We start from the raw sequence: 17,433 nt of genomic DNA, 5'->3' as shown, positions 1-17,433 counted from the left end.
TACCGTTCCCTCGTCCGCGCGGTTGGGAGGTTCGATGCTCGCTCAGCAACGGCAGAACGCCATCCTGGAACTGATCCGGCAGCGCGGCGGGGTGCGGGTCAGCCACCTGGTCGCCCGGTTCGGCGTCTCCGACATGACGATCCGCCGCGACCTGGAGGTGTTGGCCGAGCGGGGGCTGGTCGACAAGGTGCACGGCGGGGCGACCCTGGCCGGCCCCGGGTCGGCCGAGGAACCCGGCTTCGCCGCGAAGTCGATCCGTCAGCAGGACGAGAAACGGGCCATCGCCGGCCGGGCCGCCCGGATGGTCGAGCCCGGGATGGCCGTCGCGTTGTCCGCCGGCACCACCACCGCCGCGTTGGCCACCCTGCTCGGCGACGTGCCCGGGCTGACCGTGGTGACCAACTCGATCCCGGTCGCCGACGCGCTCTACCAGAATCCGCGCGTCGACCAGACGGTCGTGCTGACCGGCGGCATGCGTACCCCGTCGGACGCGCTGACCGGGCCGGTGGCCGAGGCGGCGATCCGTACCCTGAACGTGGATCTGCTCTTTCTCGGCGTGCACGGGATGAGCCCGCGCACCGGGTTCACCACCCCCAACCTGCTGGAGGCGGCGGTCAACCGGCGGCTGATCGGCGCGGCCCGGCACCTGGTGGTGCTGGCCGACCACACCAAGTGGGAGACCATCGGCATCGCCACCATCGCCCCGCTGGCCGAGGCCGATCTGTTGATCACCGACGCCGGGCTGCCGGCGGACGGCCGCCAGCAGATCGGCGAACAGGTAGGTGAGCTGGTCGTCGTCGAGGTCGACTGACCGCCGTCGCGTCCCCGCCGACCTCGTTCACCGTTCGGGGTCGCACGGCCCGTCGTGGTCGGCCCGCGCCAGGCAGCGCCGCCGGTCAGCCATGATCCGGTCACAGAACACCCACCGTCGTACGTGCTGGGCGTCCTCGGCGGAGACGGTGGCCCCGGCCACCTCGACCCCCGGCACCAACGCCAACGACCGCGCCAGCGCGTACGCGAACCGCAACGCCTGATCCTCGGTCGTCACCGTCACGGGCAGGTGCAGCACGTAGCGGGGACCGGTCGTCGGGTCATCGCTCAGCACGGGGGACGGTTGGCCTGGGCGCTGCGGCGGTCCCGCAGCAGCCGCTTGAGCCGGGTGTTCTCCCCGGTCAGCCGGGACACCTCCTGATGCAGGCTGGCCAGCTCCAGGGCGACCCGGATCAGGAACCGGCGCACCTCCCGGGGATCGAGGCCCCGCCGGCCGAAGCCGACGGTGGGGAACTGGTGGTCGCGGACCAGAAGCGGATGCAGCCGGGCCGGCAGGGTGCCGTCGTCGCGGATCATTCGTCGCCTCCTGATGGGTACGGGGTCGCGGGAACCCACGCCGCCGTGATAGGTATTCAGCAAGTCGGTCGGAGCCGGAATTCGGCTTCATGTTGAGACCCGACGAGATCCGGTATGCGGCTGCCATCCGCGAGGCCGTCTCTCGTCACCTTCTCGGCTGTTGGCACAGCCGCGGTTACTGCGCTTGCACCGGGCGTCCTCGGGGGCCGGTGATCACCCTCACCCGAAGGCCACATTTCCAGTGGGCTGGAACTGGAGCAATGGTTCCTTCGCGGGCCTCGTCAACTTTTTCGAGAGGTGGATCATGCCGCACAAGCCGTTCATACGGACCCTGCGCGCGCAGTGGCTCGGCCAACAACTCCGCGCCCTCCGGGAAGAACGCGGAATGACCTTGAAACTCGTCTCGGAGCACCTGCAACGCGACATGTCGGCGCTCGGCCGTTACGAGCGGGCGGACTGGCCGATCCGCAAGGGTGACGTCGTCGCACTGCTCGACCTCTACGGTTTCCACCACGCCGCCGAGCGGGCCCGCCTGCTGGCGCTGGCCGAGGACGTGTGGCGCACCGACCGCTGGGACGAGGACTACGGCGACGTCGTCGACTCGTCCTTCATCGAATACCCGTGGCTGGAGGGCCGGGCCGACAAGGTGTGCTGCTTTCACATGACCCTCGTGCCGGGGCTGCTCCAGATCCGGGCCTACGCCGAGGCGGTGATCCGGAACGCGGCCGAGCCGGAGGCGTCCGAGTCGATGATCAACCGCTGGGTCGAGCTGCGGCTCTCCCGCCAGGAAGTGCTCTCCAAGGAACGCCCGATCACGATTCATACCGTCATCGACGAATCCGTCATGCGTCGCCGGGTCGGTGGTGCCCAGGTTCTTCGGGACCAGCTCGCACACCTGGTGAAACTCCAGGCCCTACCGCAGGTTCGTATCCAGATCATGCCGTCGTCGGTCGCTCTCCACCAGGGACTCGACGGCACGTTCTGGATCTTCCATCTTCCTGAACCGTACCCTGCGGTTGCTTACGTCGAATCACTCGGCGGCCGGCTCTACATGGAGTCGCCGAAGGCCGAGCGCTTTCTTCGTGCGTACGATCGATTGTCGAAGTCCGCACTCGGCAAGGACGAGTCCACCGCCCTGATGGGGGCCATTGCAGAGGAGTTGGCATGAACGAGGCTTTGCCTGCGGTTGCCTGGCACATCAGCACCAAGAGCGACAGCAACGGCGGGAGTTGTGTGGAGGCGGGACCGTTGCTCGACGGCTCGGGTCGGGTGGCCGTGCGACACAGCAAGGCGCGTGACGCGGCGACGATCGTCTACACGGCTGACGAGTGGGCGGCCTTCGTCGGCGGAGTCAAGGACGGCGAGTTCGACTTTGCCAACGCCTCCCACTGAACGTCGGTTCCGGGAGGATCTTGGCGATTTCGGCCCTCCAGGGGGCCATCTGCCGCCAAGATCCTCCGCCGCCGCGGCATCGCGGTGCGCCTGTCCGTAGTGAGGTTCGCCAGCACCGCGTAGCACATGTGCTACGTTGGTCGTATGCATGAGGTGGGGCTTCGGGAGATGCGGCAGAACGCCAGCGACCTGGTGCGTCGTGCGCAGGCGGGTGAACGTTTGACGATCACCGTCGCCGGCCGTCCGGCAGCCGTGCTCGGCCCGGTCAGCCCCCGGACCTGGCGGGAGTGGGACGACCTCGCCGGGGTATTCGACCAACCTACGGACCCCGCCTGGGCAGACGATCGGGATCTCCTGGACGGTGTCGTCACCGACCCATGGGCCGAGCGGTGAGTCGGGGCATCCTCGACACCAGCGTCCTCATCGCCAACGACGTAACGCCGATCCCGGGTGAGCTGGCCATCAGCGTTGCCAGCCTTGCCGAACTCCAGTTCGGTGTCCTGGTCGCCAAGACCGCCGAGGCGAGGGCACTCCGGTTGGCGCGGTTGAGCGCCATCCAGCGCCGATTTGATCCACTGCCCATCGACGACGTGATCGCCGACAGCTACGCACGACTGGCTGCCCGCGTCGTCGAGACCGGCCGTCAGCCGCGCGCCAGAGTGATGGATCTGCTCATCGCCGCGACCGCACACGCCCACGACGCCGCCGTCTACACCCGCAATGCCAGCGATCTCGCAGGACTCGAAGACCTGATCACGATCCGCACAATTTGACGTGACCCGTTCCGGGAACTCGTCGTCCTGGGATCTGCCATTCCCGACACCCGCCGGCCATGTCATTGGGGCCGGCCACCACCCGAGCTGCCTGGTCCCGCACCCCGGAGGGCGTCGAAAACCGCCCCTACGGATCGCGCTCCCCTCGCTACGATGACGCCCTCGGCGTCGACAGAGACGCCGCCACGGGGGAGGGTACAAGTCCATATGAGACGCCTCAGAGCGGCCATACCGCTGACGGTTCTTGCGGTCGTGGCAGCCATGGTGACCACCGGTTCTCCAGCCTCGGCCGCCGACTCGTTCGATGTGACGCTGAAGAGCTGGGCCTATCTCGACTCGCAGAACCCGGACGCGAAGGTCGTCGATGCGGCGGTGGCGCCGCCGGTCGGAACCTCCCGCGACGAGGCCGACCGGACGCACATCTACCGCTCCTACTTCACCTACGACCTGACCACGCTGAAGGGCACGGTCGTCCACAGCTCATACCTGTGGACGAACGAGAAGACGGTCGTCGACTGCTCCGCCCCGGCAACCATCGAGGTGTGGCGGACCCGCCCGGTCATGAGCAACACCACCTGGCTGCGTCCGCCGGCCGAGATCGAGAAGCTGTTGACCGCCAAGCGGGGTGCCGGCGCCGCCTATTGCCCCAGCTACCTGGGCTTCGACATGGTTGCCACGCTCAACGCGGCGCTCAGCCGAGGTGAAAAGAGCATCACCCTGGAGTACCGGGTCGCCGCCGATCAGGAAGGCGTCGGGTGGACCGGTCGTACCTTCGACAAGCCGGTGCTCAGTGCGACGGTGAACCACCCGCCCACGGTCACGGACCTCGAACTGAAGTACCCGGACCGGCCGTGCGGCACGCTGGCCAAGCCGTCGCCGGCGGCGCGGAACACGGTCTTCTCAGCCACCCCCAGTGACGTGGACGAGGGTGACCACCCGACCGTGCTGTACGCGATCTGGCCGGTCGACCATCCCGACCAGCGTCGCGAGTTCCACGACTACTACGGCACCGACCTGAGCCAGTACGCCGACGGTACGGTCCTCGCCTGGCAGGCACAGGCCAGCGACTACTACGACCAGGGCCCATGGAGCAGGATCTGCTACCTGGTCATGGATCTGACCGCACCGGCCGATCCGCCGAAGGTGTCGTCGCGGACCTATCCCGAGGGTGACTCCCCCGGCGGTGGCACCGGCATCGAGGGAACGTTCCGTTTCGACGGGGCTGGCGACCGCGACGTGGTCGCGTTCACCTGGCGTGACTCCATGGGGTATTCCGGCCAGGTTCCGGCCCGGCACCCGGGCGGCAGGGCGACCCTGAAGTACACCCCCAAGCTACGGTTGATCACCGACCTCTATGTCGCGTCCGTCGACGCGGCGGGTAACCGGGGGCCCGAGAAGAACTACCGGTTCCGGGTCGCCGAGACGGCACCGCGCGTCGATGTCGTCGTGCAGGGCGTCGGCCTGCCGAGCACGATCACGTTCATCGCCTCGAAGCCCGAGACCACCGCGTTCGGGTACCAGCTCAAGGACAGCGCGGAGGTCCGCCTCCCGGCGGTCGACGGCAAGGCCACCGGCCCTGTCACGTTCACCGCCACCGGCCTGATCGACGTGGCTGTCCGGAGCTACGCCAACAACAAGCTGATCGGGCAGGAGACCCTGCAGGTCTGGGTCACCGACGCTCCCGGCATCGAGTCGGCGGAGTTCAACCTGGACACCGACCAGGTCGCGGGCAAGGTCGGCTCGTTCCGGTTCACCCCGCACAGCAACGATGTCGTCGCCTACGAGTACAACCTCGACGACGAGTGGAAGACCATTCCGGCAGCCGACGACGACACCGCCGTACTGCCATGGACGGCGACGCCGGGCTGGCACTCGATGGTCGTCAGGTCGGTGCGGGCGGACGGTTCCACGTCGATGGAAGCGGACCACCAGTTCAACATCATCGACACCCGCCCGACCGCCTACGCCCATGATTTGCACAGCTGGCCGCGCCGGGACGGCATCGGCGTGCCGCTGAGTGTCGAGTTGGAGAGCCAACTGCCGAACCTGACCGGGTTCGTCTACCGGTTCGACGGCGGCACCGAGCAGACCGTGCCCACCGAGGGCAATCCGTACGCTCTCATCACGGTCACGCCGACGCACGCCGGCGACAACACCGTGGTCGTTCAGGCGTTGCTGGCGGACGGTACGCGCTCGCCCGCCACCACCTACACGTTCGGCATCTGGTCCGGCCCCGTGGTCACGCAGACGCCGGAGGGCGACGGCACCGTCGGTCGGACCATGACGTTCACTTTCCATCCTGGGCTGCCGGACGTCGCCTCCTACCGCTACTCGTTCAACGGTGCCGACGAGGAGACCATCCAGGCCGGCTCCGACGGCACCGCGACGGTCACCTACACGCCGGGCTCGTGGGGCTACGACGACGTGCGGGTCACGAGCATCGGCTCGGACGGCACCGAATCGGACCTGCGGATCGCGCCGTTCAGCGTTCGGGACAACAAGGTCGCCGTTTACAGCACCTACGACTGGTCCCGGGTGGGGATCGGCTGGACCGGGTACTTCTATTTCAGTACCCAACTGTTCGGCGAGGTGACCGAGTACCACTATCGGGTCAACGACGGCCCGGAGCAGATCCTGCCCGCGGGCGCCGACGGTACGGCGACGCGCGTCGCGGTGCCGTTCGACCGCAACGGTACGAACACGCTGCACGTGCGGAGCTCGACGGCGGGCGGCGAACTCTCGCCCGTGACGGACTACGACTTCACGGTCGGCGATGCACCCTACGTCGTGAGCGCCCAGTATCCGAGCGGTACCTGGTCGGGCGGTGCCGGTGTTCCCGGCACCTTCGAGTTCAGCGGCGGCACTGCGGGAATCGTGTCCTTCTCCTGGCAGATCGACGACGGCCCGTCGACCGACGTGCCGGCTGACAGCCAAGGGAGGGCGTCGATCACCTACACGCCGACGCAGAACTTCGAGACGCACACCCTGTCGGTGACCGGCCACAAGGCGGACGGCACGGACACCGACGCCACCCGCTACTCCATCCACGTCTCCAACGGCACCTGACGACCGCGATGCGGCACGGCCGGCCCTCCGATGGCAGAGGGTCGGCCGTTGGCCGGACGGGCTTCGTCGGCGGCGTCAAAGACGGTGAGTGCCGAACCTCGCGAGCGCCCGGGCCTGACCGGCCATCCGGCATTCAACCCGGCGACGGGAAGGCCGACTACCTCGTCGTCTACCGCGAAGGCGCAGTCCGCGCCTGGCTCAACCGCGGCGGCAACCTCTGATCCACAGGTAGCGTGGGCTGCCCACTACCTCAACGATGGTGGGCAGCCCCGCTGTCGAGACAACCGCATCGCCGACACGGACCTACCCGAGCAGTGCGGCTGCCGTGGCCAGGGTGGCCAGCGACAGTGTCGTGGTCAGCACCACCGCCCGGTTGGCCACCGCCTCGCCGACGCCGTACTCCTGGGCGAAAATGAACGTGTTCTGCGCCGTCGGCAGGCCCGCGCACACCACCACGGCCAGCACCTGCGGCGCGGACAAGTGCAGGGCCAGCCCGGCCGCGTACGCGATGACCGGTTGCGCGACGAGCTTCAGCGCGGTGATCACGGCCAGGGCGGCGGGCTCGGCCGGCTCTGCCGGTGAGGGCGCGGTGTGGTGCAGCGACGCGCCGAGCGCGACCAGGGCGGCGGGAACCGCGGCGCCCGACAGCAGGGTGAGCGACGCGCCGGCCGCCGACGGCAGGTGCAGGTCGGCGGCCGAGCACGCGACACCGAGCAGCGACGCCAGGATCACCGGGTTGCGTACCGGCAGGGAGGCGATACGACGGACCCGTACCCGCCCGGCCGGGTCGCGGTGCCGGTCCAGGGCGATCAGGATCACGGGCGTCACCACGAGCACCTGCAGCAGCACGACCTGCGCCAGGAACGACACGTCGCCGAGGACCTGCGTGGCGATCGGGATGCCGAGGTTCGCCGAGTTCACGTAGCCGGCGGCCATGCCCCAGAGGGGCCGTTCGCCGGGCTCGCGACCGAACAGCCGGCCCGCGCCGACCCACCCGAACCCGACGACCGCGGCCGTGCTCACCCCGAAGGCGAGCAGCGGGCGGCCGGCGAGCCCGGAGAGCGGCATCCGGGACAGGGCCAGGAACAGGGCGGCCGGCATCGCCAGATGGAACACGAAGCGGCCGAGCACCGACGCTCCCGCCGCGCCCAGCAGGCCCCCACGACAGGCCGCGTAGCCGACCACGGTGAGGACCCAGATCGGTACGAACGCCGACACCAGGCTCATCCGGGCGTCACCGGCGGGTGGCGTCGGGTCGGCCCGGGGGCTGGCGGGGGTCTGTCATTCCGGCGGGGTCTGGTGGAGGGCTCGGTTCGCCTCGATGTGGGGGACGTGTTCGATGGCCCAGCCGGCGAGGGCCAGCGCGGGCGGGATGAGGCTCTTGCCGGTGGGGGTCAGTGCGTACTCCACCCGGGGTGGGACCTGCGCGTACGCCGTGCGGGACACCAGGCCGTCGTGCTCCAGGTGGCGCAGGCGGCCTGGCGATCATCCACCGGACAGGCCAGGGTGGCCGGTGAACGACCGGCCATCCAGGCGTCCCACACCGTCATCTGGTCGCCGGGCGAGCGGGCCGACCCGACGGCCGAGCGCCACCGCCACCCCGACGGACACGGCGAGGGCGGCGAGGACGTAGGCGTTGCCGACGACGTGCTCCACCGGGGTCCATTCGTACTCGCGGCGCCAACCCCACGGTGGCCATAGGAACGGACGGGTCACGAAGACCGCGATCCACGCGAGGCCCGCCCATCGGTTGTGCTGCCACAGCGCCAGCCCGACCGGAACGGCCCACACCCAGTGGTGGGACCATGAGATCGGCGAAGCGAGCAACATGGCCAACGCTCCCAGGCCGGTGCCCAGCACCCGATCGCCGCGTCGCCAACACACGGCGCCGATGACCACGACCGCGGCAGCGAGCGGCCCGGCGACCGCAAGCCACAGCAGGTTCGGCGGCGGAGCGTCGAGCAGCCGGGTGAGTACGCCGAACACCGACTGGTTGTGGGTAAGTTGCGGGGGACCCACCCGGCCCGCCGAGAAGAGATTCTCGGTCCAGTACGCCCTTGCCGAGCCCGGGATGACCGCGACCCCGATCGCCACGGTACCGGCGAAAGCCAGGAGCGCCCGCCCTGCCGTCGTACGGCGACCGACCATCACCAACAGCACGACGAACACGAGCGGGGTCAGTTTCACCCCGGCTGCGATGCCCACGAGGACGCCGGACCAGCGTCGTTCCGGATGGACCAGATCGATGAGCACCGCCAGCATCAGCAACAGGTTGATCTGGCCGAACGTGAGGTTCTGCCACACCGGCTCCAGAGCGAGCGCACCCACGGTCAGCAGCGCGACATGCCACCCTGCCACGGGGTGGCCGAGCGCGCGGCCCACCAGCGCGACGGCCCCGGCCAACGCGGCCACCGAGGCCGCAGTCCACAACGCCGTAGCGAGCCAGAACGGCAGCGGACCCAGCGGCACCATCGCCAGGGCCGCGAACGGCGGATAGGTGAACCGCAGGTTGGTCGCCGGGTCGCGGGACCCGTAGAGCGGCATACCGTCGAGGACCAACCGGCCGCCGTACTGGTAGACCGAGAGATCCACGAATTCTCCGTGGACGCTCAGCTTGGCAGGTACCGCCGCCCAGGCCGCTGCCCCTGCCAGGGCGGCAGCGGCGACGACCACGGCCAGGACCGGGCCGACCCCTTGCAGCGCGGGAGGCTTCCCGCCGGGGGCGCTTCCCGGCGAGCAGCGGCTGTCTGACATTCGCCGACCATAGCGCCACGGGAAATCCGTCCACACTCGACCGCCCCCGCGTGGGTCTCCCACAGAAAACGCCGCGCTCCCGGTAGGAGCCCGTTCTGCGGTCTGTCAGCCTCTCACCACCGTGCAGCCCCGACGACGATGACGTGCGGTAGCTCGCGACGGTCGTGACGAGTGTCTGCGGCTGAGCGCCACCGGCGAGGCGCGCGCCTGCGTCAACCACCAGCGTCACCGGCGGGTGGCGTCGCGTCGGCCCGGGGGCTGGCGGGGGTCTGTCATTCCGGCGGGGTCTGGTGGAGGGCTCGGTTCGCCTCGATGTGGGGGACGTGTTCGATGGCCCAGCCGGCGAGGGCCAGCGCGGGCGGGATGAGGCTCTTGCCGGTGGGGGTCAGTGCGTACTCCACCCGGGGTGGGACCTGCGCGTACGCCGTGCGGGACACCAGGCCGTCGTGCTCCAGGTGGCGCAGGGTGAGCGTCAACATGCGCTGGGAGATGCCGGGGATCTGCTGGTGTAGCTCGGTGAAGCGTAGTGCGCCCGCGTCGAGCGTCGCCACGATGAGCAACGTCCATTTGTTGCAGATCCGGTCCAGGATCGCCCGGATGGTCCGGCCGCCGTCGCCCCGGATCATGCAGGTGTGTTCGTACTGCGACATGACCACCCCCTGTGCCTTACGCACACCCGTGTGCCTTTTGTAAGCCCTCCGATACTGACACATGATGTGGCTAGTTCCTTCTCGTAACCATCGTGTTCAGAGCTGGAGGATCCGTCATGACACTCGCCTACTGGATCATCGCCGCCCTGCTGGCCGTCTTCTATCTCTACGCCGGGGGCAAGAAGGCCACCCAGAGCCGGGAGCAGCTCCGGCCGATGATGGGCTGGGTCGACCGCGTACCCATGCCGTTGGTCCGGGCCATCGGGGTGCTGGAGGTGCTCGGCGCGGCCGGCCTGATCCTGCCGCCGCTGACCGGGATCGCACCCTGGCTCGCGGTCGCGGCGGCCGTCGGGTTCGTCCTGATCCAGGTCGGCGGCATCGCGGTGCACCTGTCCCGGGGCGAGACCCGCCAGATCGGGCTCAACATCGTCCTGCTGGTGACCGCCGCCGTCGCGATCTGGCTGGCCACCACCTGGGTCTGAGCTGCACGAGGGTCGTCCGCTCGCCGACGCACCGCCCGCACCAGGCAGAATGCCGGGATGGCACTCGACAGGTCCGGGAAGTTGTGGCGCGGGGAGAACGTCGACGACCTCGCCGACTACCTTCGCTACTTCGCGGCGGGCGGTTACCCGGTCGCCACGGTGGTGGAGTCCCGGTGCGCCGGGTGCGACGGCCGTGCCTTCCGCGTCGACATCGACGAGGAGGAGGCGACCCGGCGGACCTGCCTCGCCTGCGGCACGGTCGCCTTCATCGGCGACAGCGCCGACTACTGGGACGGGACCGGTCACGAGTCCTGCTCCTGCCCCTGCGGGGGTGAGGAGTTCGCCGTCGCGGTCGGCTACGCGCTCGGTGCCGACGGCGAGGTGCGCTGGGTCAGCGTCGGCCTGAGGTGCCTCGACGACGGCACGCTCGGCGTCTACGCCGACACGAAGATCGACTACCTGCCGTCACGCCACCTCCTCGATCAGGCGTGAGGCGGGCGGCCGGTCCAGGGCGCGGAGCAGCGCCGGTAGGCCGCTGTGCACGAGGGGGAGGCCGCCCAGCTCGCTGAGCCCGACCCAGGCGAGGTCGTCATGCTCGTCGGGCGCACGGTTGGTGGGCGAGCCGAGCCAGACTCCGACGTGCCACACACCCACGTGTACGGCGTCCTCGCCGCTGCCGGACCGCAGCTCGCCCAGCCGGGAGCAGGACTCCGCGACGATCTCGACGCCGACCTCTTCGCACAGCTCACGGGCGAGGGCCTGGCGTTCGGACTCGCCCGCCTCGACGTGGCCCCCGGGCAGATCCCACAGATCCGGGTACGCCCGGCGGGCAGGACTGCGGTGCACCAGCAGGACCGCGTCATTCACCACGAGCGCTCCGCAGACGACTATGTGCATGCCGGGATCCGACCACAAGGGTGGGACAACTCCTGGCCCTCGCAGCCGGTCGCGGTGGCGGTGCCGGATCGAGGGCGGTCAGCGGGTCCGAACCGTCCAGGCGGGCTGCTGCGGCTCGTCGTTGTGCACGACGATGTCAGCGTGATCGGTCGGACGGACCGTGGTGAAGTAGAACTCCTGGGAAGGTAGGTAACGCTCGCGCCAGCGCCTTTCGACCTCGGCCCGGGAGGATGCCCGGCGCTCGCGGACGACGGCACGCTCCACGGTCTTTTCCGGCGTGGTCGACACGAAGACGCGTAGCTCCCACCGATCAATCAGTTCCGGGCGCATGAGGAAGACGCCGTCGAAAACCAGCACGGCGTCGGTGGCGGCAGTCGTCACCCACGGGGACAGTGCGGTGTCGGTGGTGCCGTCGTAGACGGCGGGTCGGAAGCGCTGGTCTCCACCCGGACCGAGCGGATCGAGCAGTACCCGGTTCAGCGCCTCGCGGTCGTGGGCGTCGAAGTAGCAGCCTTCGGCCGAGTACTCGCCGCGTGGGTAGCGCTGTGCCCGAGGGAAGAGGAAGTCGTCGATCGTGGCGCGGATGACATCGCGGCCACGTTCGCGCAGGACGACTGCCAGTTCGTCGGCGAGCATGGTTTTGCCGGCGGCGGGCGGCCCGTCCACGGCAACCCGCGTCGGGTGCTTGACGGCGATGGTCCCGACCGCATCAGCCAGACGGCCGAGCAACTCGTCGCGGGTGCCCTGGTCCATATCCCCGCCCTGTCTCCAGCGCTCGGTGTGGAACCCGATGACCGCTCCTGGTGCCAGCCCCGCCCATCGCCGACAAGCTGACTGGCGCACCTTGTGACTTTATCGTCGTGAATACCGGGTCGTGGTCCGGTCCGGTCGGACGAAATTCGGTGTCGTCAGCGTCGTGACGCCCGGTATACCGGGCAGATGCGTGAAGAGGTGCTGCCCGGCGGTAACACCACGGGTGCCGTGTTGATCGATGGTGTCGTACACAAGCGGGCGTCGCGGTGGACGACCACCGTGCACGCGGTGCTGCGGCATCTGGAGGATGCCGGGTTCGACGCCGCCCCCCGCGCGCTCGGCTTCGACGAGCAGGGGCGCGAGATGCTCAGCTATCTGCCGGGGGAGACGATCGGCGGCCGGGAGCCCTGGCCCGACTGGGCGGCGGCCGACGCGATGCTGGTGCAGGTCGGCCGGTGGCTGCGCCGGGTCCACGACCTGACCGCCGGTTTCACGCCGCCGCCGGACGAGTGCTGGTTCGTCGGCCGCGCGATGGGCCCCGGGCTGGTCGTCGGGCACCAGGACGCGTCCCCCTACAACGCGGTGGTGGACGGTGACCGGCTGGTCGGGTTCTGCGACTGGGACACCGCCGGCCCGTCGTCGCGGGAGTGGGACCTGGCGTTCTCCGCGCTGACCTGGGTGCCGCTGGCCTCACCGCGCGACGGCAGCCCGTTGGGCGACGGCGACCTGCGCGAGCGGGCCCGCCGGTTGCGTCTGCTGCTCGACGCGTACGGCTACGAGGGCGACCGGGGTGGGTTCGCCGCCGCGGTGCCGCAGCGGGCCCGGCGGCAGGCGGAGGTGATCCGTCACCTGGCCGACGCCGGGGATGCTGCGGGGACCGCTCTGCTGCCCATCGCGGCACTGCTCGAACGGTCCGCGACCGACGTCGAAGCCCTTCCGGCGACCTTCTGGACGCGTTGACAGCTCTCGGGGCGGGCGGGGTTGGCAGGGTTGCAGCCATCGGGGAGGGTGCACGCATGACCAGTCAGCGGAAAGTCGGTTACAACGGCATGTGGGCCGAAGCCGAAGCGGACCCCAGGTCCGCCGTCAGCCCGGTGGGCGAACTGGCGACCATCCGTGAATATCTGTCCAATTATCGCCTGACGCTGGGCATGAAGTGCGAAGACCTCTCACCGGAGCAGTTGGCCTCTCGATCGGTGCCGCCGTCGACGATGAGCCTGCTCGGCCTGCTCCGCCACATGGCCGCCGTGGAGCACAACTGGTTCTACCGGACCCTGCAGGGCAACCTGGACGCGCCTCGGCTCTACTGGTCGACTGAGGAACACGACCTGGACTTCGACGGTGCGGTGGCTGACCCGAAGGTCGTGGACGACGCGTTCACCACCTGGCGGGAACAGATCGCGATGGCTGACAGGTGGCTGGATTCGGTGACCGATCTCGGCACGATGGTCAGCATGGCCAACGGCGAGCAGGTCAGCGTCCGCGACATCCTGATCCATATGGTCGAGGAGTACGCGCGGCACTGTGGCCACGCGGACCTGCTCCGCGAATGCATCGACGGACGTACGGGCCAGTAGCCGCATGACGAGGGGTGCGTGGTGAGAGGCACGACGGGGAGGAACGGGTTTGGTCGAGGGTTGCATGGTGACGGTGTGCCGGGACTGTTGCTGCGGCAGCCGGACCAAGCATCCGACGGTCGATCACGACGCGCAGCTCGACGGTCTGCGAGCGGCCCTGGAGCCGGATCATCGGGTGCGGACCAGTCTGTGCCTGGACGTGTGCGCGCAGTCCAACGTGATGGTGGTGCACCCCGGTCCGGCCGCGCGACGCCGCGGTGCCCGGCCGGTCTGGTTCGGGCTTGTCGCCGACGACGCCGTGGTGGCTGATCTGGTCGCCTGGGTTCGGGCCGGTGGTCCGGGTGTGGCGGCGTTGCCGGCCGTGCTGGAGTTGTCGGTGATCACGTCGCCGGTGCTCACCGGTCGGTGAGGGCGGGGTCGGCGTAACCGGCACGGCTAGTCCCGGGGCGGGCGGCGGCTCGTCGCTGACCCGCGCGGCCTGCGGGCCAGCTTCGGCTACTACCGGGCGCTGGACGAGACGATCGCGCAGAACGAACAGCGGGCGAAGACCCGGCTGACGCTGCCGGTGCTCGCCATCGGCGGCGCGCTCTACAGTGGCGCGCTGGTCGCCCGGACGATGCGGCTGGCCGCCGACGACGTCACCGAGGCGATCATCGACGACTGCGGCCACTACGCCGCCGAGGAGCAGCCGACCCGGTTCACCGAGATCCTGACCGGCTTCCTCGGCGGCGGGCCGACGTCGGCCGTGTCGCACGGCTGAGGCCGGCCCGCCGTCGGGTCACGAGTGGGCCTGCTGCGAGGTGACCGGGGTGGCGAAGAAGTCGGCGAGCGCGTCGACCAGGTGTCGCGGGGCGCGGTTGAGCGCGTCGTGGCCGGCGCGGGGCACCGCCAACGTGCGGGCGTGCGGCATGACCCGGGCCAGTGCCTCGTTGGTCGGCCGGTAGTACGGCGGCCCGCTGCCGCCGTAGGCCAGCAGCACCTCGGCGGTGATGCCGGCCCACCGCTGCGGCGAGCTGTCGTGCTGCTGGATCAGCGCGCTCTCGTCGAGGGTGGTCGGCAGCAGGTCGCCCATGGTGCGCCCGATCGGCGTACGCAGGAACAGCCGGCAGATGGCCACCTGGACGGCCAGTGGCAGGCGCGACGTGGCCGACTGGGTGTTGAGGCCGGCCCCGGTGATCGCCATGGCTCGGGCGATGTCGCCCGCGTGTGCCGCCGCCCGGGCGGCGGGCACCCAGTCGAGGGGGAACAAGCCGTTGACCTGGACCGCCGGGTCATAGAGGGCGAGCCGGTCGATCGGCAGTCCACGGGCGGCGGCGCGCAGGGCCACGAAGCCGCCGCCGCTGTGGCCGAGCACGTTGCCGACCCCGGTGGCGGTCAGCAGCGCGGCGAGGTCGTCGACGTCCTGCTCGCCGTCGTAGGGCTCGGCGCGGGCCGCCGCGTCGGCCCGGCCGCGACGGTTGTAGAGGTGCACGGTGAACCGGTCGGCCAGCCGCACCGCCAGTCGGCGGTAGACCTCGATGGTGACGCCGCCGCCGTGCACCACGATGATGCCCGGGCCGCTGCCGGTGGAGTGGAGCACGATCTCGGCGTCGTCGGCCGCCGGCACCCGTTGCTCGGTCCAGTGCTGTCGCATGTCGTCCTCCCCAGCAAAACTGCGAACGCCGTTTGCAGTTTTAGAGTGTAGCGGTGACCTCACCCGACGAGCCAGCGCGTACCCCGATCTGGTCCCGGCCGGCCCGTGGGCAGCGCGGGCCCGCTCCGACACACACCCGGGACGAGATCGTCGCCGCCGCGATCGCGACCGCCGACGCCGACGGCATCGGCGCGGTCTCCATGCGGGCGGTCGCCGCCGCGCTGCACACCGGCGCCGGCTCGCTCTACCGCTACCTGTCCTCCCGCGACGACCTGCTCGACCTGATGGTCGACCGGGCGGCGGGGGAGTTGCGCCCCTACCCGGAGGCCGGCGACGACTGGCTCGACACCATGCTGCGCCTCGCCCGGCGGCAACTCGACCTGTACCGCCGGCACCCCTGGCTGGTGGAGGTCCTGCCCCGGCCGACCGCCCCCGGCCCGCAGAGCCTGGCCTGGTTCGACCACTGCCTGGCCGTCCTGCGGCCGGTGCCGGCCGCGACCACCACCAAGTTTGAGGCGATCGCCATGATGACCGGGGTGACGTCGCTGTTCGCCCGGCAGGAGTCCGCCGCCCCGCCGGTCGGCTTCGCCGGCATCGACCTGGCGGCGTACCCGAACCTGGTCGCCGCCGTCACCGACCCGTCACCGTCCGCGCCCCACGACCTCTTCGCGACGACGGTACGCAGCGTCCTGCGCGGCCTACTCCTCGACGACGCCGACTGAGTCGGCGGGAGGACCCTCGCCCCCAGGACTGGTCGCGAAGCCCGACCCGTACGGTCCACCGGCACTCCACCCGTGGCTCGTCTACGGTCCATGGGTGACACCTCCGCGGGTCGAGACGCCGTCCACGTCGTACCGGCCCGACCGGGCGGCGGGCAAGCCCTCCATGATCGCGCTGGTGCTGCTGACCGGGGTCGGGCCGTTCGCCACCGACGCGTACATCGCCGCCCTACCCGAACTGCGGCGCTCCCTGGACACCAGCGCCACCATGGCGCAGCTGACCCTGACCGCGTTCATCATCGGTGTGGCCGCCGGTCAGCTCCTGCTCGGCCCGGTCAGCGACGTACGGGGCCGGCGCGGCATCGTCCTGGTGAGCACCGTGAGTTTCGTGCTGCTGTCACTGCTCTGCGCCGCCGCCCCGACCGCCGGGGTGCTGGTGCTCGCCCGGCTCGGGCAGGGGATCGCGGCCGGCACCGGGGTGGCGCTCGGCCGGGCGATGGTGACCGACGCGTGGCAGGGCGACCAGGCCGCCGCCCGGTTCGGCAGCATCGCCTCGGTGACGTTCCTCGGCCCGGTGCTGGCACCGGCCGTCGGCGGGGTGATCCTCGACCACGGCACCTGGCGTACCGTCTTCGTCGCCCTCACCGGGCTGGGGGCGGCGATGGCGGTGGCCGCGCTGGTCGGCCTGCCGGAGACGCTGCCCGCGCACCGCCGGCACGACGGCGGCCCACGCCCGGCGCTGGCGCGGATGGCCGGCCTGCTGCGCGACCGGACGGTGCTCACCAACCTGATCGTGCTCTGCCTGGCCATCGCCGGGTTCTTCACCTACATCGGCGGCTCGGCGTTCGTCTTCCAGACCGCCTACCGGGTGGACGAGTCCCGATACACCCTCATCTTCGCCACCAACGCCGCCGGCATGGCCGCCGCCGGGCTGCTGTTCCGGGTGCTGGTCAGGCGGGTCGGAGCCGGCCGGTTGCGGGCCGCCGGGCTCGCCGCGTCCACCGTGGCCACCCTCGTGCTGCTCGTCGTCGCCCTGGTCGACCGGGAGGCCGGGTGGCCGCTGGCCGTGCCGTGGACGCTGCTCGCCGTGGTGGTCGCCGGCATGGGTCTGACCCTGCCGGCCAGCACCGCCCTGACGCAGGAGGCCGGCCGGCGTTCCGCCGGCACCACCGCCGCGCTCCAGGGTGGTCTGGGTTTCCTCGCGGGCGCGCTGGTCACACCCCTCACCGGCCTCCTCGGGTACGCGAGCCTGCTGCCGATGGCGGCGGCCATGGCGGTCTTCTTCGTGGCGGCCTGCGTGATGCTGGTGCTGCTGGTCCGCCCCGGTGCGTCCTTTCAGGCACTTCACAGTCCTGGCAATTAGGGTGCGGCGGGTAACCGTGCGTGCTCC

The 17,433-nt window shown here is 70.4% G+C and carries 23 protein-coding genes; 14 read left to right on the top strand and 9 right to left on the bottom strand.

Translation table 11 applies throughout. From position 1 onward, the window contains the following. Window positions 1-34: 34 nt before the first annotated feature. Window positions 35-811 carry a DeoR/GlpR family DNA-binding transcription regulator gene (locus tag AB0B63_RS26610; protein WP_208569898.1) on the top strand — a complete coding sequence of 259 codons (777 nt, stop codon included), beginning with the start codon at window positions 35-37 and terminating at the stop codon, window positions 809-811. 27 nt (window positions 812-838) lie between these two features. Here the strand turns inward: AB0B63_RS26610 and AB0B63_RS26605 are convergent, their stop codons facing one another. Both AB0B63_RS26605 and AB0B63_RS26600 read right to left on the bottom strand, forming a co-directional pair. Beyond that, a complete protein-coding gene (locus tag AB0B63_RS26605) occupies window positions 839-1,069 on the bottom strand; it encodes a hypothetical protein (RefSeq protein ID WP_357023543.1) in 231 nt (76 codons plus the stop codon). Between the two features lie 29 nt (window positions 1,070-1,098). After that, complete coding sequence (locus AB0B63_RS26600) at window positions 1,099-1,347, bottom strand: DivIVA domain-containing protein (RefSeq protein ID WP_357023471.1); 249 nt, start codon at window positions 1,345-1,347, stop codon at window positions 1,099-1,101. Between the two features lie 304 nt (window positions 1,348-1,651). On the opposite strand from AB0B63_RS26600, the gene AB0B63_RS26595 reads away from it, so the two are divergent. The 5 genes from AB0B63_RS26595 (at window position 1,652) to AB0B63_RS26575 (ending at window position 6,578) form a co-directional block, all read left to right on the top strand. Beyond that, a complete protein-coding gene (locus tag AB0B63_RS26595; RefSeq protein WP_357023468.1) occupies window positions 1,652-2,515 on the top strand; it encodes a helix-turn-helix transcriptional regulator in 864 nt (287 codons plus the stop codon). Beyond that, window positions 2,512-2,739, top strand: coding sequence for a DUF397 domain-containing protein (locus AB0B63_RS26590; protein WP_219468885.1), 228 nt, complete (start codon window positions 2,512-2,514; stop codon window positions 2,737-2,739). Before AB0B63_RS26595 ends, AB0B63_RS26590 begins: the two co-directional genes overlap by 4 nt. A 144-nt stretch (window positions 2,740-2,883) precedes the next feature. Next, complete coding sequence (locus AB0B63_RS26585) at window positions 2,884-3,132, top strand: type II toxin-antitoxin system prevent-host-death family antitoxin (protein ID WP_204957158.1); 249 nt, start codon at window positions 2,884-2,886, stop codon at window positions 3,130-3,132. Next, complete coding sequence (locus AB0B63_RS26580) at window positions 3,129-3,512, top strand: PIN domain-containing protein (RefSeq protein WP_208569894.1); 384 nt, start codon at window positions 3,129-3,131, stop codon at window positions 3,510-3,512. Before AB0B63_RS26585 ends, AB0B63_RS26580 begins: the two co-directional genes overlap by 4 nt. A gap of 252 nt (window positions 3,513-3,764) precedes the next feature. Then, the gene (locus AB0B63_RS26575) at window positions 3,765-6,578 is read left to right on the top strand and encodes a hypothetical protein (RefSeq protein ID WP_357023464.1); all 2,814 of its coding nucleotides are present in this window, start codon (window positions 3,765-3,767) and stop codon (window positions 6,576-6,578) included. 303 nt (window positions 6,579-6,881) lie between these two features. Here the strand turns inward: AB0B63_RS26575 and AB0B63_RS26570 are convergent, their stop codons facing one another. The 4 genes from AB0B63_RS26570 to AB0B63_RS26555 form a co-directional block, all read right to left on the bottom strand. Next, window positions 6,882-7,805, bottom strand: coding sequence for an AEC family transporter (locus AB0B63_RS26570; RefSeq protein WP_357023461.1), 924 nt, complete (start codon window positions 7,803-7,805; stop codon window positions 6,882-6,884). Window positions 7,806-7,859: 54 nt separating this feature from the next. Then, window positions 7,860-8,042 carry a helix-turn-helix domain-containing protein gene (locus tag AB0B63_RS26565; RefSeq protein WP_357023539.1) on the bottom strand — a complete coding sequence of 61 codons (183 nt, stop codon included), beginning with the start codon at window positions 8,040-8,042 and terminating at the stop codon, window positions 7,860-7,862. Window positions 8,043-8,063: 21 nt separating this feature from the next. Further along, a complete protein-coding gene (locus AB0B63_RS26560) occupies window positions 8,064-9,368 on the bottom strand; it encodes a glycosyltransferase 87 family protein (protein ID WP_357023458.1) in 1,305 nt (434 codons plus the stop codon). Between the two features lie 236 nt (window positions 9,369-9,604). Continuing rightward, complete coding sequence (locus tag AB0B63_RS26555) at window positions 9,605-9,982, bottom strand: helix-turn-helix domain-containing protein (RefSeq protein ID WP_357023455.1); 378 nt, start codon at window positions 9,980-9,982, stop codon at window positions 9,605-9,607. A 116-nt stretch (window positions 9,983-10,098) separates the two neighbouring features. Between AB0B63_RS26555 and AB0B63_RS26550 the strand changes: the two genes are divergently transcribed. Continuing rightward, window positions 10,099-10,464, top strand: coding sequence for a DoxX family protein (locus AB0B63_RS26550; protein WP_357023452.1), 366 nt, complete (start codon window positions 10,099-10,101; stop codon window positions 10,462-10,464). Between the two features lie 57 nt (window positions 10,465-10,521). Continuing rightward, window positions 10,522-10,956, top strand: coding sequence for a hypothetical protein (locus AB0B63_RS26545; protein ID WP_357023449.1), 435 nt, complete (start codon window positions 10,522-10,524; stop codon window positions 10,954-10,956). Here the strand turns inward: AB0B63_RS26545 and AB0B63_RS26540 are convergent. Both AB0B63_RS26540 and AB0B63_RS26535 read right to left on the bottom strand, forming a co-directional pair. Further along, window positions 10,930-11,361, bottom strand: a complete 432-nt coding sequence (locus AB0B63_RS26540; RefSeq protein ID WP_357023446.1) for an NUDIX domain-containing protein — start codon at window positions 11,359-11,361, stop codon at window positions 10,930-10,932. The genes AB0B63_RS26545 and AB0B63_RS26540 overlap by 27 nt on opposite strands. A gap of 78 nt (window positions 11,362-11,439) precedes the next feature. Further along, on the bottom strand, window positions 11,440-12,114 hold the full coding sequence (locus AB0B63_RS26535) for a uridylate kinase (RefSeq protein ID WP_357023443.1): 675 nt from the start codon (window positions 12,112-12,114) through the stop codon (window positions 11,440-11,442). A 186-nt stretch (window positions 12,115-12,300) separates the two neighbouring features. On the opposite strand from AB0B63_RS26535, the gene AB0B63_RS26530 reads away from it, so the two are divergent. From AB0B63_RS26530 to AB0B63_RS26515, 4 genes are all read left to right on the top strand, one after another. Then, complete coding sequence (locus AB0B63_RS26530; protein WP_357023440.1) at window positions 12,301-13,074, top strand: phosphotransferase; 774 nt, start codon at window positions 12,301-12,303, stop codon at window positions 13,072-13,074. Window positions 13,075-13,130: 56 nt separating this feature from the next. After that, window positions 13,131-13,691, top strand: a complete 561-nt coding sequence (locus AB0B63_RS26525) for a DinB family protein (protein ID WP_357023437.1) — start codon at window positions 13,131-13,133, stop codon at window positions 13,689-13,691. Between the two features lie 67 nt (window positions 13,692-13,758). Continuing rightward, window positions 13,759-14,100 carry a hypothetical protein gene (locus tag AB0B63_RS26520; RefSeq protein WP_357023536.1) on the top strand — a complete coding sequence of 114 codons (342 nt, stop codon included), beginning with the start codon at window positions 13,759-13,761 and terminating at the stop codon, window positions 14,098-14,100. A gap of 156 nt (window positions 14,101-14,256) precedes the next feature. Further along, window positions 14,257-14,451, top strand: a complete 195-nt coding sequence (locus AB0B63_RS26515) for a hypothetical protein (protein WP_357023434.1) — start codon at window positions 14,257-14,259, stop codon at window positions 14,449-14,451. 18 nt (window positions 14,452-14,469) lie between these two features. Here the strand turns inward: AB0B63_RS26515 and AB0B63_RS26510 are convergent, their stop codons facing one another. Continuing rightward, the gene (locus tag AB0B63_RS26510; protein WP_357023431.1) at window positions 14,470-15,324 is read right to left on the bottom strand and encodes an alpha/beta hydrolase; all 855 of its coding nucleotides are present in this window, start codon (window positions 15,322-15,324) and stop codon (window positions 14,470-14,472) included. Between the two features lie 53 nt (window positions 15,325-15,377). On the opposite strand from AB0B63_RS26510, the gene AB0B63_RS26505 reads away from it, so the two are divergent. Together AB0B63_RS26505 and AB0B63_RS26500 are read left to right on the top strand one after the other, a co-directional pair. Next, window positions 15,378-16,046, top strand: a complete 669-nt coding sequence (locus tag AB0B63_RS26505; protein ID WP_357023429.1) for a TetR/AcrR family transcriptional regulator — start codon at window positions 15,378-15,380, stop codon at window positions 16,044-16,046. Window positions 16,047-16,140: 94 nt separating this feature from the next. Continuing rightward, complete coding sequence (locus AB0B63_RS26500) at window positions 16,141-17,406, top strand: multidrug effflux MFS transporter (RefSeq protein ID WP_208569882.1); 1,266 nt, start codon at window positions 16,141-16,143, stop codon at window positions 17,404-17,406. Window positions 17,407-17,433 lie beyond the last annotated feature (27 nt).

The sequence above is a fragment of the Micromonospora sp. NPDC049081 genome, assembly GCF_040648835.1.
In the GTDB taxonomy this organism is placed as follows: Bacteria; Actinomycetota; Actinomycetes; order Mycobacteriales; family Micromonosporaceae; genus Micromonospora; species Micromonospora antibiotica.
Note: the sequence above shows the minus strand (reverse complement) of the source record. Positions and strands in the feature narration are given on the sequence as shown.

Bases quoted from the DNA above. Each gene is read 5' to 3' on its own strand.
- AB0B63_RS26610 (WP_208569898.1), top strand. From the start codon at position 35: ATGCTCGCTCAGCAACGGCAGAACGCCATCCTGGAACTGATCCGGCAG.
- AB0B63_RS26600 (WP_357023471.1), bottom strand. From the start codon at position 1,347: ATGATCCGCGACGACGGCACCCTGCCGGCCCGGCTGCATCCGCTTCTG.
- AB0B63_RS26595 (WP_357023468.1), top strand. From the start codon at position 1,652: ATGCCGCACAAGCCGTTCATACGGACCCTGCGCGCGCAGTGGCTCGGC.
- AB0B63_RS26590 (WP_219468885.1), top strand. From the start codon at position 2,512: ATGAACGAGGCTTTGCCTGCGGTTGCCTGGCACATCAGCACCAAGAGC.
- AB0B63_RS26585 (WP_204957158.1), top strand. From the start codon at position 2,884: ATGCATGAGGTGGGGCTTCGGGAGATGCGGCAGAACGCCAGCGACCTG.
- AB0B63_RS26570 (WP_357023461.1), bottom strand. From the start codon at position 7,805: ATGAGCCTGGTGTCGGCGTTCGTACCGATCTGGGTCCTCACCGTGGTC.
- AB0B63_RS26555 (WP_357023455.1), bottom strand. From the start codon at position 9,982: ATGTCGCAGTACGAACACACCTGCATGATCCGGGGCGACGGCGGCCGG.
- AB0B63_RS26550 (WP_357023452.1), top strand. From the start codon at position 10,099: ATGACACTCGCCTACTGGATCATCGCCGCCCTGCTGGCCGTCTTCTAT.
- AB0B63_RS26545 (WP_357023449.1), top strand. From the start codon at position 10,522: ATGGCACTCGACAGGTCCGGGAAGTTGTGGCGCGGGGAGAACGTCGAC.
- AB0B63_RS26540 (WP_357023446.1), bottom strand. From the start codon at position 11,361: ATGCACATAGTCGTCTGCGGAGCGCTCGTGGTGAATGACGCGGTCCTG.
- AB0B63_RS26535 (WP_357023443.1), bottom strand. From the start codon at position 12,114: ATGGACCAGGGCACCCGCGACGAGTTGCTCGGCCGTCTGGCTGATGCG.
- AB0B63_RS26530 (WP_357023440.1), top strand. From the start codon at position 12,301: ATGCGTGAAGAGGTGCTGCCCGGCGGTAACACCACGGGTGCCGTGTTG.
- AB0B63_RS26525 (WP_357023437.1), top strand. From the start codon at position 13,131: ATGACCAGTCAGCGGAAAGTCGGTTACAACGGCATGTGGGCCGAAGCC.
- AB0B63_RS26510 (WP_357023431.1), bottom strand. From the start codon at position 15,324: ATGCGACAGCACTGGACCGAGCAACGGGTGCCGGCGGCCGACGACGCC.